Raw genomic sequence first — 14274 nt, 5'->3', positions numbered from 1 at the left:
CCTAAAAATCTTTTTATTCTCTCAATCATTCTCCCTTACATCTTAATCTTCTTCCTAAATTTAGCGTATAATGCATAGTCAATGTATTCTTTTCTTTCTAAGTAATAGGAAGTTCTCTTAGCTTTATCTTTAACTTCTTTTATTTTTGATGTTACAGTTATATCAAAAGCATCGCTTCCAGCCCCACTTCCATAAGAAACAGCTAAAATTCTTTCTCCACCTTCACAGTTGTCTAAGACGTTTGACAATCCTAAAGGAACAGCTCCTGAATAGGTGTTTCCAATGTAAGGAGTCAATAGTCCAAATTTATACTGCTCCTCTTTAAATCCTAAAATCTTAGCCACTCTAACATAGAACTTTCCGTTTGGTTGATGGAAAACACAGTAATCATAATCTTCTGGCTTTGTTCCCATCTTCTCCATCAATCCTTTAGCTGCATTAATCACATGTTTAAAGTAAGCTGGCTCTCCTGTAAATCTTCCTCCATGTCTTGGATATGGCTTCCCCTCTCTTCTCCAAAAATCTGGGGTGTCTGTTGTGAAGGAATAGGTTCCATTAAACTCTGCAACAACGTTTGATTTTCCAATTATGTATGCTGCTCCTCCAGCTGCTGCTGTATATTCTAAAGCATCCCCTGGAGCTCCTTGAGCTGTATCTGCCCCAATAGCCAAACCATATTTAATTAAACCACTCTCAACTAATCCCATACACATCTGAATTCCTGCAGTTCCTGCCTTACATGCAAATTCTAAATCAGCGGCAGTTAACTCTGGAGTTGCATCTATAGCTTCAGCAACTATTGTAGCTGTTGGCTTAACCGCATAAGGATGGCTTTCACTACCCACATAAACAGCCCCAATATCTTTTGGGTTTATTTCAGCTCTTTTCAACGCATTTCTTGCCGCTTCAACAGCTATAGTTGCAGTATCCTCATCTAAGCTTGGAACTGCTTTTTCATAAACTAAAAGACCATTTTTTATTGATTCAGGGTCTTTATTCCATACTCTTGCTATCTCTTCAACTTTTATCCTATATTTTGGAATGTATGCCCCATAACCTACAATACCAACCATAATTCCACCAAATTCATCAAATTTTATTTATTCTTTATTATTTTATTTCATTCAATTTTTTTATGAGCTCTTTTGTTTCAATTTGTGTTGTTATTAATGGAATGTTGTCAATTTCAGCTAATTTTAAAGCTAATTTATCTACATTGTCTTTAGTTATCCCTTGTAAGACAACAACCCTTGGCTTCATCACACTAACTCTAACTGCAACCATTGGACTTCTTCCAGTTGAGACGTTTGTGAATATCAAAGCCCTTTCAGTAGTCCACCCATAGAGGTGATAGAACTCATCACCTGTCATTTCTAATATCGCCCTTATACTATCAACCACAGTATGCCCATATATTGGTATATCTAAGTTATCCCCAACTAGCATCTCACCATCGATAACCTCTATAAATTTTTCGAGTGCTATTGGATTCCTATATTCTTTTATTGATAAAATTGCCTTCATTGACGGGCTTTTATCTAAAATCCTCTTTAATGCTTTTATTGTTTGCCCTCCTTTTTCTTTATCTATTTCTATCAATCCTAAAACATACCTCTTTATGATATTTACTCCGGGATTCTTTCTCCTTCCAACTTCATAATCGCTTATCACAGATGGAGAGACGTTTAAATATTTAGCCAATTCTATTTGTTGGATGTTAAAGAGGTTTCTCCATTTTTTTAGTGCATTTCCAGTATTTTCAGCTAAGACAATATCTCCTATTATATACATCGCCACCTTTTCCATAGTAATCACAAATAAAAAAATTGTACCCTAATTATATAAAGTTTTTGATTTTGTTGAAATAAGTTATGTTTATTGTCGTATATGAAAAAATTTAAATATCCTATCCAACATATTAGACATAAAAATATCAAAAGTGTCAAATATGATTGACAAAAATATATTGTTTGAAGAGATTGTATTAGACAATTTAGAAAATGTTAAAAAAGCAAATGTTATTGATAGGAGTATCAAAATAAAGCTAATCCCTAATAAAATAAAGGTTATCTATGGTGTAAGGAGAGGAGGAAAGACATATTTTTTATTCCAAATAATAAAAAAGCATTTTAAAGATGATTTTCTCTACATAAATTTTGAAGATGAGAGGTTAATAAATACAACTACAAAGGAATTAAATGAGCTTTTAAAGATTGCATTGTCTATAAAAAACACAAAAAACTTATTTTTTGATGAGATTCAAAATATTGATAGTTGGGATAAATTTATTAGGAGATTGAATGACAGTGGTTTCAACATTTTTATAACTGGTTCGTCCTCTAAATTATTATCAAAAGAAATTTCCACATCTTTAAGAGGAAGAAATATAAAAACAGAGATACTACCATTAAACTTTAAAGAATTTTTGAAGTTTAAGAATTTTGACGTTAAAGAAAGATATTCAACTATTGAAAAGGCAGAATTGTTAAAATATTTAAATGAGTTCATTAAATTTGGAGGTTTTCCTGAAATAACTTTAATAGATAATGAAGAAATCAAAAAAGATATTTTAAGGGAGTATTTGGATAGTATATTTTATAGAGATGTTGTTGAGAGGCATAACATTAGGAATATAAAGGAAATTAAGGTTTTAAGAAACATTTTAATAAATTTATTTGCCAATGAAATTTCTATAAAAAAGATTATCAATCTACTCAAAGAATTCAATACAAAAATAAGTAGGGAGTGTATTTACAACTATTTAGATTATTTTGGTGATTCTTACCTAATATTTTTGTTAAACAACTTCTCTTATAAAACAAAAACTGTCTCTAACTCAAAACTTTACATTATCGATGGAATGTGGAATTTTTCATTGAATTTTAGTAGAAATAAAGGTAGGATTTTAGAAAACCTTGTATTTTTGGAGTTGAGAAAAAAAGGTTTTGTTGAGAATGAAAATCTTTTTTACATCAAAGGAAAAAACTATGAGGTTGATTTTTTAATATTTGATAAAGAGAAGGAATTAATTCAAGTGTGCTATGAACTAAATGAAATAAACAAGGAAAGGGAAATTAAAGCCTTTGAAAAGGCAATTAAAGATTTAAAGCTTGATAATGTTAATTTAAAAATTATTACCTACGATACTGAAGGATTTGAAAAAATAACGGTTAATGATAAAGAATATTTAATAAAAATAATCCCATTCTGGAAATGGAGCTTAATTTAAATTATTCTTTCTCCAATCCACACATCTTTCTTAATTCTTTACCAACTTTTTCAATTAAATGCTCTTTCTCCAATCTTCTTAAAGCATTTAATTGAGGTGCTCCAGCAACATTTTCTAAACTCCACTCTTTTGCAAATCTTCCATCTTGAATTTCTTTCAATATTTCTTTCATCGCTTTTCTTGACTCTTCATTTATAACTCTTTTTCTTCTTGTTAATCCTCCATATTCAGCAGTGTTTGAAACGTTTTCCCACATTCCCTGCAATCCTTTTTGATAGATTAAATCAACAATTAGCTTTAACTCGTGGCATGTTTCAAAGTAAGCCATTTCTGGAGCATAACCTGCCTCAACTAATGTTTCAAATGCAGCTTTAATTAATTCAGTAACTCCTCCACATAAAACAACTTGCTCTCCGAATAAATCGGTCTCTGTCTCTTCCCTAAATGTTGTTTCTATTACTCCAGCTCTTGTTAATCCAATTCCTTTAGCCATTCCTAAAGCGATTTGTAAAGCGTCTCCTGTGTAATCCCTCTCAACAGCAACTAATCCAGGAACTCCAAACCCTTCTTCAAATGTCTTTCTAACCATTGCCCCTGGTCCTTTAGGGGCAACCATTGTTATATTAACATTCTCTGGAGGTTTTATTAATCCATAGTGGATATTATAACCATGTGAGAAGCTTATTGTCTTCCCTTCTGTTAAATGAGGCTCAATTTGCTTTTTATAAACTGCTGGCTGAACTTCATCTGGTATTAATATGTGGATGATGTCAGCTTTCTCGGCAGCCTCTTCAACAGTCATAACTGTATGTCCATCTTTGATTGCCTTGTTCCATGAAGCTCCTTCAGGTCTTAGACCAACTATAACATTTAAACCACTATCTTTCATGTTCAATGCCTGAGCTCTTCCCTGGCTTCCATAACCAATAACTGCTATAGTTTTGTCTTTAACAGCATCAAACGTTACATCTTTATCGTAGAATATTTTAACCATCTCTACCACCATAGAACATTTTAGTATTTTTAGAAATGTTGTTAAATTAATTAACTGACAAATAATATTTTAAGGTTTTCGGTTAATTGATGTGTAGGGAATAATTTAAATATCAATTAAAAATATATTAATTGAAGAATTTTTGGTCATATGGTGAAAATATGAAAATAAGGTCAATACACGCAAAAAATTTATTCTCTTTTGATGATTTCAAAATAACATTCGATGATAGAAATATCATCACAATATTTGGTTCAAATAATGTGGGGAAAACTAATTTGTTTAGAGTATTAAAATTACTAAAAAATATTATAAACAGAAAAATATCGCCTATAGATTTGGAGGTCCTCCTGCACGAAAAAAACAAAAAAATGGCAGAAATAAATGTAGAGGTTTTATTTGATGAATGTGATAAGGAAATTATATCAAAATTTCTTAGAATTTTCTTTAAAGTAAATAGTCCTGAAATTATAAACTTATGTAACCACTTAAAATTAAATGTTATGAGTAATATTGCAAACTACTTCTCAGAAGGGATATATGTATGGGAGTGTTCTGAAGTATCCTGTAGAGAGCCATATTTTATACTTAAATTAAAAAATTTAGAAGAAGACATAGAAAAAATAATGAATTACTTGATAAAATACGAATTAGATAAAATCACTCCAGATTTAATCGACCATAGTGAAATTTTGCATGATTTAAATCGTAACGTTGAAACTATAAAGCTAATAAACGATTTAAAAGGAATTATAGTTTCATCAATTAACGCAATGCTATCGACCTATAAAGAAAGTAATAGAATATACTTTAACACTTTAATTGATGGAGAAGAAAACATCACACAAATAATTGGGGACAACTATAACCTAATAAAAGAATTTAGAGAGAATTTAGATATATATGTAGATTTTATTAAAAAATTGAATATGGATGAGAAGATATTAACTGTTTTTATCATTTTACTGTCTTTAAATGAATTGTTGATCAATAAAATGTCAATTAATATCGATAAGGTTTTAGAATACGTTAAAGAAAATCCGTGGGATACGGAAGTTGTTGGATATTTAAAAGAAATTTTTGAATTTTGTAAAATAAACAGTAATGATATCAAAGAGATTTCCTTGAATACTTTATTGTTAAAAATATATGAAGATAATATAATAACTTATGAGTACGATTCTTTCGATGAAATGAAATTAGGACTTTCAGATCCAAAATTTGCCGGACTCTTTAAATGTTTACTTGAAAATAGAACAATTGAAGGAAGTGATAATCCATACTTACTCTACCCACTAAAAAACTGGATTTCTAACTATTTGTTTTGTCTAAAAAACAATACAAACCTGAAATTAAGAAAAAAATATATGGAAATTAAAGCAATGTTTGAATACATATTTGAAGACGAAAATCTTACTTTTGATGTAATTTTGGTGGAAAATAGGCCTGAAATTACCGTATATTCTGGAGAATTTGAAATTCCTATAGATATGGTTGGATTGAGTATAAAAAAGATTTTAGAAATACTAACATTAATATTCGGTTACGAAGGAAAAGTAATCTTACTCGACACTCCCTTTGCAAATCTTCATCCAAAATATCAGAAGAAATTAATAAAAATTTTGAAAAATAAAAATATCAAGTCGCAGATATTTGTGATTATATACTCCCATCACTTTATAGATGAAGCAAACATCAACAATACTTTTAGATTCTACATAAAAGATGGAGAAAAGTCCACGAAATTCATTAGGATAAGAGATGTTATGGAAAAGTTAGAAAAAACGTATGGGAAAAAATATATCCTTGACACCTATATTAAGAAAATTTTCTTATCAGATATATCAATTCTAATAAGTTCGAATATAGATGTTGCAATATCCGATTTAGCAGGATTGCCTGAATCTCCTATTGATGAATATGTTGTTGAAGTAATACGCTTGAAAGATACAAAGGCATATATAAAGTATTTAAGCTTGTTAGAATTTACAAAAATACCGTATATTTTAATGCTCAGTGAATGGGAAGTTTATAGCTTATATGAAAGAGAAGTTCTCAAAGAACATGATGGCATAAAAATAAGATACAAATTAATGGATGAAGGAAAATATCAAAAAGAAATGGAAAATTATATAAAATTTTTTGAAGATAGGGCACCGTTTTGGTTATCTAAAGAAGAATTCAATGCCGTAATTAAAGAGTTCGTTGAAACCATGGAAAATTATAGAAGAAAGCTTAAAACAAAAGGTTACGCTACATTAACAACTTATGAAGAGGTTATTGGATACTGCATAAATCCATTAAAGGAGAGATTGAACGATATTATCAGGAAAAAACTCTTTATATACACTTACCCAAAACATGCAGATTCGGAACTTAGGTTAAAAGAATTTAAAGAATTCTTTGAATATTTTGTTAAGCATCATAAACTCTAATCAGGTGAAAGAGTGATATTGGTAAAGGATGTATTTGTGAATGGAAAGAGGCAGGATATATTAATTGAAGGAAACAAAATAAAAAAGATTGGAGAAGTTAAAAGAGAAGAGATTGGAGATGCTGAAATTATAGACGGAAAGAAGAAAATAGCTATTCCTGGATTGATAAATACTCACACACACATACCAATGACATTATTTAGGGGAGTTGCTGATGATTTGCCTTTAATGGAGTGGCTAAACAACTACATCTGGCCTATGGAGGCAAAACTTAATGAGGAGATTGTTTATTGGGGGACTTTATTGGGATGCATTGAGATGATCAGAAGTGGAACAACAACATTTAACGATATGTATTTCTTCTTGGAGGGAATTGCCAAAGCAGTTGATGAAAGCGGAATGAGAGCTTTTTTAGCATATGGAATGATAGACTTGTTTGATGAAGAAAAGAGGGAAAAAGAGATTAAAAATGCTGAGAAGTATATAAACTACATAAATAACTTAAATAACAGCAGAATAAAACCAGCTCTCGGTCCTCACGCTCCATATACATGCTCTAAAGAACTTTTAATTGAGGTTAATAATTTAGCTAAAAAGTATAACGTCCCAATACACATACACATGAATGAAACCTTAGATGAAATAAAGATGGTTAAGGAGAAAACTGGCTTGGAGCCATTTATTTATTTGAACTCATTTGGTTTCTTTGATGATGTTAGAGTTATAGCTGCTCATTGCGTGCATTTAACTGATGAAGAAATAAAAATAATTAAAAAAAAGAACATAAATATCTCTCACAACCCAATTAGCAACTTAAAATTAGCTTCTGGAGTGGCTCCAATTCCAAAGCTTTTGAATGAAAATATAAATATCACATTAGGAACTGACGGATGCGGAAGCAACAACAACTTAAATTTATTTGAAGAGATAAAGATATCTGCTATTTTGCATAAAGGAGTTAATCTAAATCCAACTGTTGTTAAAGCTGAGGAAGCGTTTAACTTTGCCACCAAAAATGGAGCTAAGGCATTGGATATAAAAGCTGGGGAGTTAAAAGAAGGATACTTGGCAGATATTGTTTTAATAAACATGGATAAGCCATATTTATATCCAAAAGAGAATATAACATCCCATTTAGTTTATGCATTTAACGGCTTTGTAGATGACGTTATAATAGATGGAAATGTTGTTATGAGGGAAGGGAAAATTTTAACTGTCGATGAAGAAAAGGTTTATGAAAAAGCAGAGGAGATGTATGAGATTTTGAGAAGTTAATCTCTAAACTCACTTAACATCTTTATTAAATCTAATTTGTCAACAATTTTTATATTTTTTAATATTAAACCCCCTCTTGCATCATAACCGACAATTAAAATTTCTCTTCCATGATATTTTAAAATAATTGTCTTTTTTTCTTTAACTAAAATCTCAGCTAGTTTTGAAACTTCCGATAAAAGATTTTTTAAATCATCAATCTTTTCAAAAAAACTTTTTATTTTTTCATTCTTTTTTGGAGCAATTGCCTCTACCATTTTCTTTAGAAGGTTTATATTTTCAATATCCAATATAACGTAATCTCTATTGATAACTAAAGAAAAAATGTTGGTAATTATTATTTTCAAATTCCCTTCTTTTATCAATTTCTGAAATAAAAATAGATAATTAAGCTTATTAAGCAAAATCTCACTCTATTCTTTTTTCTCTTTCTTTAATGGAACGAATTTTAAACCAACTTCTCCATCAATTGTTAACTTATCAAACACAATTTTAACTTCACTTCCACTCCCCTCTAAAACCTTGGCTATCTTCTCAACATCCACAGCAAGTTTAGGTAATTTATTTTTAATTTCATCTATTACTTTTAACATCTCTTCAACTTTTTCTTTTGAAACAGATTCTTTCTTTTCTTTTAAACTATTTAAAAAGTTTGTTACTTTTTCTATCTTTTCTGCAATTTCCTTAGGAACTTCAATTTTTATCTCTTTAACATTTTTTTCTTCTGACATATTAATCCCCACAATTTTTTTAAGTTGTAATAAAATCTTACTTCATAGTTATATTTAAAGTTATCTATTTTATTTAAAGAAGGCATCTAACGTTAATTGCTTTCCTTTTTCCTCTTTCTTTTTCTTTTCAGTTTTTTTCTCTTTTTTCTTTTCATTCTCTTTAGTTTTTTCAACTTTTGGTTTTTCTTCTTTCTTCTCTTCAACTTCTTTAATTTTTTCAACAACTTCCTTTTTAAGTTCATCTTTTTTCTTTTCTTTCTCTTCCTTCTTTTTCTTTCTTTCTAATTTTTTCTTTTCTTTTAATACTCTTAATACTTCTGAAGCCAATTTATTCCCAACTAACATCTTAAGTTCATCCTCTGTTATTTCAAAGTAATCAACCAAATCAGCAGCTACAGAAGGATTTTCTTTAGCCAAAACTTTGAGCATTTGCAAATCAAATCTTGCCCTTTTTGATGAAGCATGTGTTTTTTCACTAATTTTCTTCAATATTTTCTTTAATATTTCCCTCTCCGCCTTAGTTTTTGTCAATAACCTAAATATCTTTGGATAACTATAAGGCGTCCATTTTCTATACTTCTCATCCTTTGATAGGGCAACACCTGCAGTCATTAATGTTGTTGCATACTTCCAAAATCCAAAGTTTTGTCTTTTCATTACTCTACCTAAATATCTATCTGCCTTTGACAGGTATTCAAAAGCCCTTGCCACTTCTTCAGGTTTTTCATACTCTCTTGGGACGTTTTCAGCAATCCATTCAATTACAACATCTGGTGTCTCATCAACATTCATTAAAGCGGTTGTAGCTATTCCATAATGCGTTGTCTTTAAAATAATTCTTAAAGCATCAAAGATATTTGCCTCTCTCTTTCTATCCGGAAGTTTTTGAACTGCTTCATAGCTCAAATCCCCAGATAAAGCTAAAGCCTCTAAATCATTTATAGCACTTCTCAAATCTCCTGCCGAATGCTGAGCTATCATCTTCAATATTTTATCATCCACATTAAGCCCCTCTTTTTCAGCTATCTTCTTTAGAACTTTATAGACGGAGTTTGTATGTACTGGATTTAGCTGAATTACTTCAACGTAAGGTAAAAGATTCCTTATTGATGTTGCATAAGCATCATTTGCAGTTAATATTATTGGATTCTTTGCCTTCTTTATAACTTTTATTAACTCAGAAACTCCTCCAGCATCCTCTTTTCCAGAGATTCCATCAACCTCGTCCAATACAATTAAAAACTTCTTCCCAAAAACTGATGAAGATGTAGCAGCATGACCTACAACCTTTTTTATACTTGAAGCGTTCCTTTTATCACTTGCATTTAATTCAATAACTTCAAATCCATAATCATTTGCTAAAGCGTAAGCTAATGTTGTTTTTCCACAACCTGGGGGACCAACTAACAAAATTGGCTTTGGATTCTCCCCCCTTAGATAGCTTTCAATCCATGTTTTTAATCGCTCTTTAACCTTATCATGCCCGGCAACTTCTTTAAGTGATTTTGGTCTATACTTCTCTACCCAACTTAACATAGAGTATCCCATTTTCAATTATTTATTATTAATTTTAAAGTCTAAAGCTAATATATATTCCCTTGGTGCATAACTCTTAACTATCCTCTTCTCCAAAACTTCACAATCACACTTTTTCTCAAACAATTTTATTGCCTCATCAAAATCCTTTCCAATTGTATAATAGTGAATAACTCCTCCCTCTTCTACAATGTCTAAAGCTTTATCAACGAATTCATGAGCAAATTTTGGTAAATTCATTATAACCCTATTTCCTTTAACATCAACCTCCCTGACATCACTCAATATTGGTATTATCTTATGCTCTAATTTATTTAACTTTATATTCTTTTTTAGAAGCTCTATTGCATGCGGATTTATATCTATGGCATAGATTTTTTTGGCATTTTTGCAGGCGATTGAAAAAGGCCCTACCCCAGCAAACATATCTACAACCACATCATCCAAAGAGACCTTTTTCATAATCCTTGCTCTCTCTCCCCCCAATCTCGGAGAGAAATAAACCTTTGCAATATCAACATAAAGCCTATACCCATTTTCCTTATGAATCGTTAAAGTTCTGTTCTCTCCTGCTAAGTGCTCCAGCTCTCTAACCCTAAACTCTCCTTTAACCTCACTCTTCCTCCTAAAAACTCCTTTGCATGGAATTAATTTATAAGCCAATTCCCCAATCTCTTTCCTTATTTTTTCATCAACCTCATCTGAAATCTGTAAAATTACCAAATCACCAATCACATCATAGGATAAAGAGATTAATCCTTCATCAATTTCCTTTCTATATTTTTTTGATACAACTTCCCTAAAACTTGGCTTTTTAATAATTTCTTTTTTCTTAAGCTCTTTTTCAACTAAATCAAATTCAACATCTAAAATACTCTTTAAAATCTCTTCATCAACATTTTTTATTGGTAAGTATAAATAATCCCCTTCAGATGTTATTTTATAATCTTTATTTAATAAATTGTTTTCTATCAATATTCTTCTCGTTTTTTCTCCAAATTTTTTGTTTACTTTTAAGCATAATGGCATAGAATCACCAAAAATCTATTTCTTACTTTTTAAAACCCTATAACCTCCTTTTATGGTGACAGTTTCAACGTTTCCAAAAACTTCTTCCATAAATTTTGCCAAAGACTTAGCCCCCTGTTTTGTTTGAATAACCACCCAAATCTCTCCACCATCTTTTAAAATCTCTTTTCCTTCTTTAATAATTTTGTGTAAAACTTCCTTTCCAGCCCTTATTGGTGGATTTGTTATAATCTTATCATACTTCTTATCCTTAACATTTTCATATAAATCACTATGAACTACCCTAATATCATAATTTTCTAAGTTATTTAATTTTATATTTTCCTTAGCTAATTTTATAGCCCTCCTATTTATATCAGCCATTGTAACTGATTTTACCTCGTCAGCTAACGCAATGCCTATAACCCCATAACCACAACCCAAATCTAAGATATCCTCATCCTCATTAACAACCACATTTTCAACCAATATCTTAGTTCCCTTATCCACCTTTCCATGGGAGAAAACTCCCGCATCTGTCTTAAATTTTAATTTTTTTCCTCTTAATATATCTTCAACAATTTTTATATCAGATTTAGCTGTTGGCTTTTCAGAAAAATAATGCATTTTATCACCAGTAATGTTTATAATTGATGGTTAAATTAAAATAATACTCTTAACTATAAAAATTGATTATCTATGTTTAAGGTGATATAATGCATCTCTTAGATTTGGATGTGTTAAGTAGAGAAGATGTATTAAAAATTATTGAATATGGACTATATTTCAAAAAAAACAGAAGAAAACATGAAAGAATATTGGATGGGAAGAGCGTAGCAATTTTGTTTGAAAAACCCTCAACAAGAACAAGAATGAGCTTTGATATTGCAGTGTATGAGTTGGGCGGGCATCCGTTAATAATGAATCAAGATGAAATACACTTAGGGAAGAAGGAGAGTATAAAGGATACTGCAAAGGTTATGAGTAGATATGTAGATGCCATTGTAGCGAGAGTTTATAAACATAGGCATTTGGAAGAGATGGCTAAGTATTCAACAGTCCCTGTTATCAACGCTTTAAGTGATTTAGCCCACCCCTGCCAAATATTGGCTGATTTAATGACAATAAAGGAATATAAAGGAAAATTAAATGGATTAAAAATAGCCTATTTAGGAGATGGAAACAATGTTTGTAATTCTTTAATTTTAGGTTCTGCTTTAGTAGGAATGGATATTTATGTTGGAACACCAAGAGGCTATGAACCAAATGCTAAGACAATTTTAAAAGCTAAAGAAATAATTGAAAAGTATGGAGAGGGCTCAATAACCTTAACAAACAATCCAATAGAAGCTGCTGAAGATGCAGATGTGTTATATACTGATGTGTGGATTAGCATGGGGGATGATAAAGATAAGGAAGAGGTTTTAAAAATCTTCCCACCGTTCCAAATCAATAGTAAGCTATTAGATTATGCTAAAGATGATGTAATTGTTATGCACTGCCTTCCAGCAAATAGAGGATTTGAGATAACTGATGACGTTATCGATGGAGAGCATTCAGTTGTTTATGATGAGGCAGAAAATAGGCTGCACGTTCAAAAAGGAGTATTTAAGTTTATATTTGAAAATGAAAAATAAATTTATCAAATTTTCATCAAATTTTATTCTATTTTTATATAAAGCAAAGTGGTTCTTCTAATACACTTAAGGTATCTCCAGAAGGTATTCCATTAAAAGTTATTAAAATTTCTGCATTTTTACGAACTTCAAATGGTATCCACCCTTCCATCTCGCCACCTGGCAATACATAAGCCCCATCTAACTCAGAAAGATTGTCTGGCAATACAACCATCGCAGGTTGATGTTTATCGTATTTTTTATCCATAATACTATATGCTGTGAAATCATACGAACATATATAACCTGATTTTTCGCCGGATATGTATTTTACCCAGACTTTCACTAATAGATACTCATGATCTTTCATTGGTTTAGGGTTTAATGGATTTGCATTTTCTATTAAACTATTCGCTTTTTCTCCTTTTATATAGTCTAACACTGCTACATCATAAACGTGTCCTAAACCATCTTTTACCCTAACGATATCTCCAACTTCTGCAGGATTTTCTGACGTTCCTAAAGGTTCTTTTAGATTTGCATTTATATTTATAGATTCTCCAGGATTAAGGTTAATAATTTTATTATATTCATAATAGCCATCTTTTGTAATTTTAATTGTATAAGAACCTGAATCTAATGTTAATTTTAACGGAGTACATCCTTTATAGCTCCCATTAATATAAACTTCTGTTTCTGAAGGATTTGAATTTATTATTAAAGTGCCTGTTTTAGGTATTTCCTCAAGTTTTACAGCTATTGTTTTTGTTTCTCCTGGCTTAATTGTTATTGATGTTGTGTATTTTTTATAGTTATTTTTTATAAGTTTAACATTGTAAGTTCCTTCTTTTAGAGTTAAATTTAGAGGAGTTGCTCCTTTATACTCATTGTTTATAAGAACTTTTGCTCCTGGTGGAGTTGATATTATTTCTAATGTGGATTTATTATTTACATTTTTATGGTTTCTGATACTGATGTATTTTCTGCTTTTATCGTGTTAGTCGTACTATTTGAAGGAGCTACTGTAATTTCTTTAGATTCTTCAACACACCCAGCAAATAATATTACAAAAGCTAATATTGGTATTAAAATTACACTTATCCGTAGATTCATTTTAATATCACCCCAATTTTGATTTTAGCATCTAAATAATATGTTTTCCAATCGACTTAATAATCTTTTCGGTTATTAATATGTATGGATGCATTCTACAAAAGGATAAAAATATGTACGCTATATAGACATAAATTTTTAATTGAGAATCTTTGCTAATGAAAAAACATTATTTGAAATTCAAAACTCGTTATTAAATAAAAATTACTTTTATTTATTCCAAAACAGAAAAAATTATCAGCAATAAATAAGATAGATGAAAAAATAAAAACTAAAAGCAAAATAATTAAAATCAGAAAAACTCACTAAGAGAAGATTACAATAAATAATAGAGACA

At 30.3% G+C, this 14274-nt stretch carries 14 protein-coding genes and 1 pseudogene; 4 read left to right on the top strand and 11 right to left on the bottom strand.

Features of this window, described 5'->3' with window-relative positions; genetic code table 11:
• Positions 1 to 35 precede the first annotated feature (35 nt).
• Together MEFER_RS07500 and MEFER_RS07495 are read right to left on the bottom strand one after the other, a co-directional pair.
• Complete coding sequence (locus MEFER_RS07500) at positions 36 to 1073, bottom strand: hydroxymethylglutaryl-CoA synthase (RefSeq protein ID WP_015792018.1); 1038 nt, start codon at positions 1071 to 1073, stop codon at positions 36 to 38.
• A 37-nt stretch (positions 1074 to 1110) separates the two neighbouring features.
• Positions 1111 to 1806 carry a helix-turn-helix domain-containing protein gene (locus MEFER_RS07495; RefSeq protein WP_048056377.1) on the bottom strand — a complete coding sequence of 232 codons (696 nt, stop codon included), beginning with the start codon at positions 1804 to 1806 and terminating at the stop codon, positions 1111 to 1113.
• Between the two features lie 142 nt (positions 1807 to 1948).
• Between MEFER_RS07495 and MEFER_RS07490 the strand changes: the two genes are divergently transcribed.
• The gene (locus MEFER_RS07490) at positions 1949 to 3229 is read left to right on the top strand and encodes an ATP-binding protein (RefSeq protein WP_015792016.1); all 1281 of its coding nucleotides are present in this window, start codon (positions 1949 to 1951) and stop codon (positions 3227 to 3229) included.
• 1 nt (position 3230) lies between these two features.
• On the opposite strand, the gene ilvC is transcribed toward MEFER_RS07490, so the two are convergent.
• Positions 3231 to 4223, bottom strand: coding sequence for a ketol-acid reductoisomerase (gene ilvC / locus MEFER_RS07485; RefSeq protein WP_015792015.1), 993 nt, complete (start codon positions 4221 to 4223; stop codon positions 3231 to 3233).
• A gap of 161 nt (positions 4224 to 4384) precedes the next feature.
• On the opposite strand from ilvC, the gene MEFER_RS07480 reads away from it, so the two are divergent.
• Together MEFER_RS07480 and dadD are read left to right on the top strand one after the other, a co-directional pair.
• Entirely contained in the window at positions 4385 to 6658 is a 2274-nt protein-coding gene (locus tag MEFER_RS07480; protein ID WP_015792014.1) for an AAA family ATPase, read from the top strand.
• Between the two features lie 12 nt (positions 6659 to 6670).
• Positions 6671 to 7933 carry a multifunctional 5'-deoxyadenosine/S-adenosyl-L-homocysteine/5'-methylthioadenosine deaminase gene (dadD, locus tag MEFER_RS07475; RefSeq protein ID WP_015792013.1) on the top strand — a complete coding sequence of 421 codons (1263 nt, stop codon included), beginning with the start codon at positions 6671 to 6673 and terminating at the stop codon, positions 7931 to 7933.
• Here the strand turns inward: dadD and MEFER_RS07470 are convergent.
• The 5 genes from MEFER_RS07470 to MEFER_RS07450 all read right to left on the bottom strand — a co-directional run bounded on the left by MEFER_RS07470 (position 7930) and on the right by MEFER_RS07450 (position 11835).
• Positions 7930 to 8337 (bottom strand): hypothetical protein, encoded by a 408-nt coding sequence (locus MEFER_RS07470; RefSeq protein ID WP_015792012.1) that lies wholly within the window; start codon positions 8335 to 8337, stop codon positions 7930 to 7932. The two genes, dadD and MEFER_RS07470, sit on opposite strands and share 4 nt — an antisense overlap.
• Before the next feature lie 9 nt (positions 8338 to 8346).
• Positions 8347 to 8664 carry a hypothetical protein gene (locus MEFER_RS07465; RefSeq protein ID WP_015792011.1) on the bottom strand — a complete coding sequence of 106 codons (318 nt, stop codon included), beginning with the start codon at positions 8662 to 8664 and terminating at the stop codon, positions 8347 to 8349.
• Positions 8665 to 8733: 69 nt separating this feature from the next.
• Positions 8734 to 10200, bottom strand: a complete 1467-nt coding sequence (locus MEFER_RS07460) for a replication factor C large subunit (RefSeq protein ID WP_015792010.1) — start codon at positions 10198 to 10200, stop codon at positions 8734 to 8736.
• 18 nt (positions 10201 to 10218) lie between these two features.
• Entirely contained in the window at positions 10219 to 11229 is a 1011-nt protein-coding gene (trm5b, locus tag MEFER_RS07455) for a tRNA (guanine(37)-N1)-methyltransferase Trm5b (protein WP_015792009.1), read from the bottom strand.
• A 15-nt stretch (positions 11230 to 11244) separates the two neighbouring features.
• Positions 11245 to 11835: a class I SAM-dependent methyltransferase gene (locus MEFER_RS07450; RefSeq protein ID WP_015792008.1), complete on the bottom strand. Its 591-nt coding sequence runs from the start codon at positions 11833 to 11835 to the stop codon at positions 11245 to 11247.
• Between the two features lie 89 nt (positions 11836 to 11924).
• Here MEFER_RS07450 and argF point away from each other — a divergent pair, with 89 nt between their 5' ends.
• The gene (argF, locus tag MEFER_RS07445) at positions 11925 to 12845 is read left to right on the top strand and encodes an ornithine carbamoyltransferase (RefSeq protein WP_015792007.1); all 921 of its coding nucleotides are present in this window, start codon (positions 11925 to 11927) and stop codon (positions 12843 to 12845) included.
• 34 nt (positions 12846 to 12879) lie between these two features.
• Here argF and MEFER_RS07440 read toward each other — a convergent pair whose 3' ends face one another.
• The 3 genes and pseudogenes from MEFER_RS07440 to MEFER_RS08370 form a co-directional block, all read right to left on the bottom strand.
• A complete protein-coding gene (locus tag MEFER_RS07440) occupies positions 12880 to 13266 on the bottom strand; it encodes a DUF4352 domain-containing protein (protein ID WP_052294370.1) in 387 nt (128 codons plus the stop codon).
• Between the two features lie 99 nt (positions 13267 to 13365).
• A pseudogene (locus MEFER_RS08680) lies at positions 13366 to 13752 on the bottom strand (PEGA domain-containing protein); the annotation flags it as partial.
• Positions 13753 to 13772: 20 nt separating this feature from the next.
• Complete coding sequence (locus MEFER_RS08370) at positions 13773 to 13937, bottom strand: hypothetical protein (protein ID WP_015792006.1); 165 nt, start codon at positions 13935 to 13937, stop codon at positions 13773 to 13775.
• Between the last annotated feature and the right edge of the window lie 337 nt (positions 13938 to 14274).

The organism is Methanocaldococcus fervens AG86 (genome assembly GCF_000023985.1).
Taxonomy (GTDB): Archaea; AGJL01; Methanococci; order Methanococcales; family Methanocaldococcaceae; genus Methanocaldococcus; species Methanocaldococcus fervens.
This window is presented reverse-complemented; position numbering and strand designations above follow the sequence as displayed.

Excerpts from the sequence above, each read along its gene's own strand:
- MEFER_RS07500 (WP_015792018.1), bottom strand. The coding sequence starts at position 1,073 with ATGGTTGGTATTGTAGGTTATGGGGCATACATTCCAAAATATAGGATA.
- MEFER_RS07495 (WP_048056377.1), bottom strand. The coding sequence starts at position 1,806 with ATGGAAAAGGTGGCGATGTATATAATAGGAGATATTGTCTTAGCTGAA.
- MEFER_RS07490 (WP_015792016.1), top strand. The coding sequence starts at position 1,949 with ATGATTGACAAAAATATATTGTTTGAAGAGATTGTATTAGACAATTTA.
- ilvC (WP_015792015.1), bottom strand. The coding sequence starts at position 4,223 with ATGGTTAAAATATTCTACGATAAAGATGTAACGTTTGATGCTGTTAAA.
- MEFER_RS07480 (WP_015792014.1), top strand. The coding sequence starts at position 4,385 with ATGAAAATAAGGTCAATACACGCAAAAAATTTATTCTCTTTTGATGAT.
- MEFER_RS07465 (WP_015792011.1), bottom strand. The coding sequence starts at position 8,664 with ATGTCAGAAGAAAAAAATGTTAAAGAGATAAAAATTGAAGTTCCTAAG.
- MEFER_RS07460 (WP_015792010.1), bottom strand. The coding sequence starts at position 10,200 with ATGTTAAGTTGGGTAGAGAAGTATAGACCAAAATCACTTAAAGAAGTT.
- trm5b (WP_015792009.1), bottom strand. The coding sequence starts at position 11,229 with ATGCCATTATGCTTAAAAGTAAACAAAAAATTTGGAGAAAAAACGAGA.
- MEFER_RS07450 (WP_015792008.1), bottom strand. The coding sequence starts at position 11,835 with ATGCATTATTTTTCTGAAAAGCCAACAGCTAAATCTGATATAAAAATT.
- argF (WP_015792007.1), top strand. The coding sequence starts at position 11,925 with ATGCATCTCTTAGATTTGGATGTGTTAAGTAGAGAAGATGTATTAAAA.
- MEFER_RS08370 (WP_015792006.1), bottom strand. The coding sequence starts at position 13,937 with ATGAATCTACGGATAAGTGTAATTTTAATACCAATATTAGCTTTTGTA.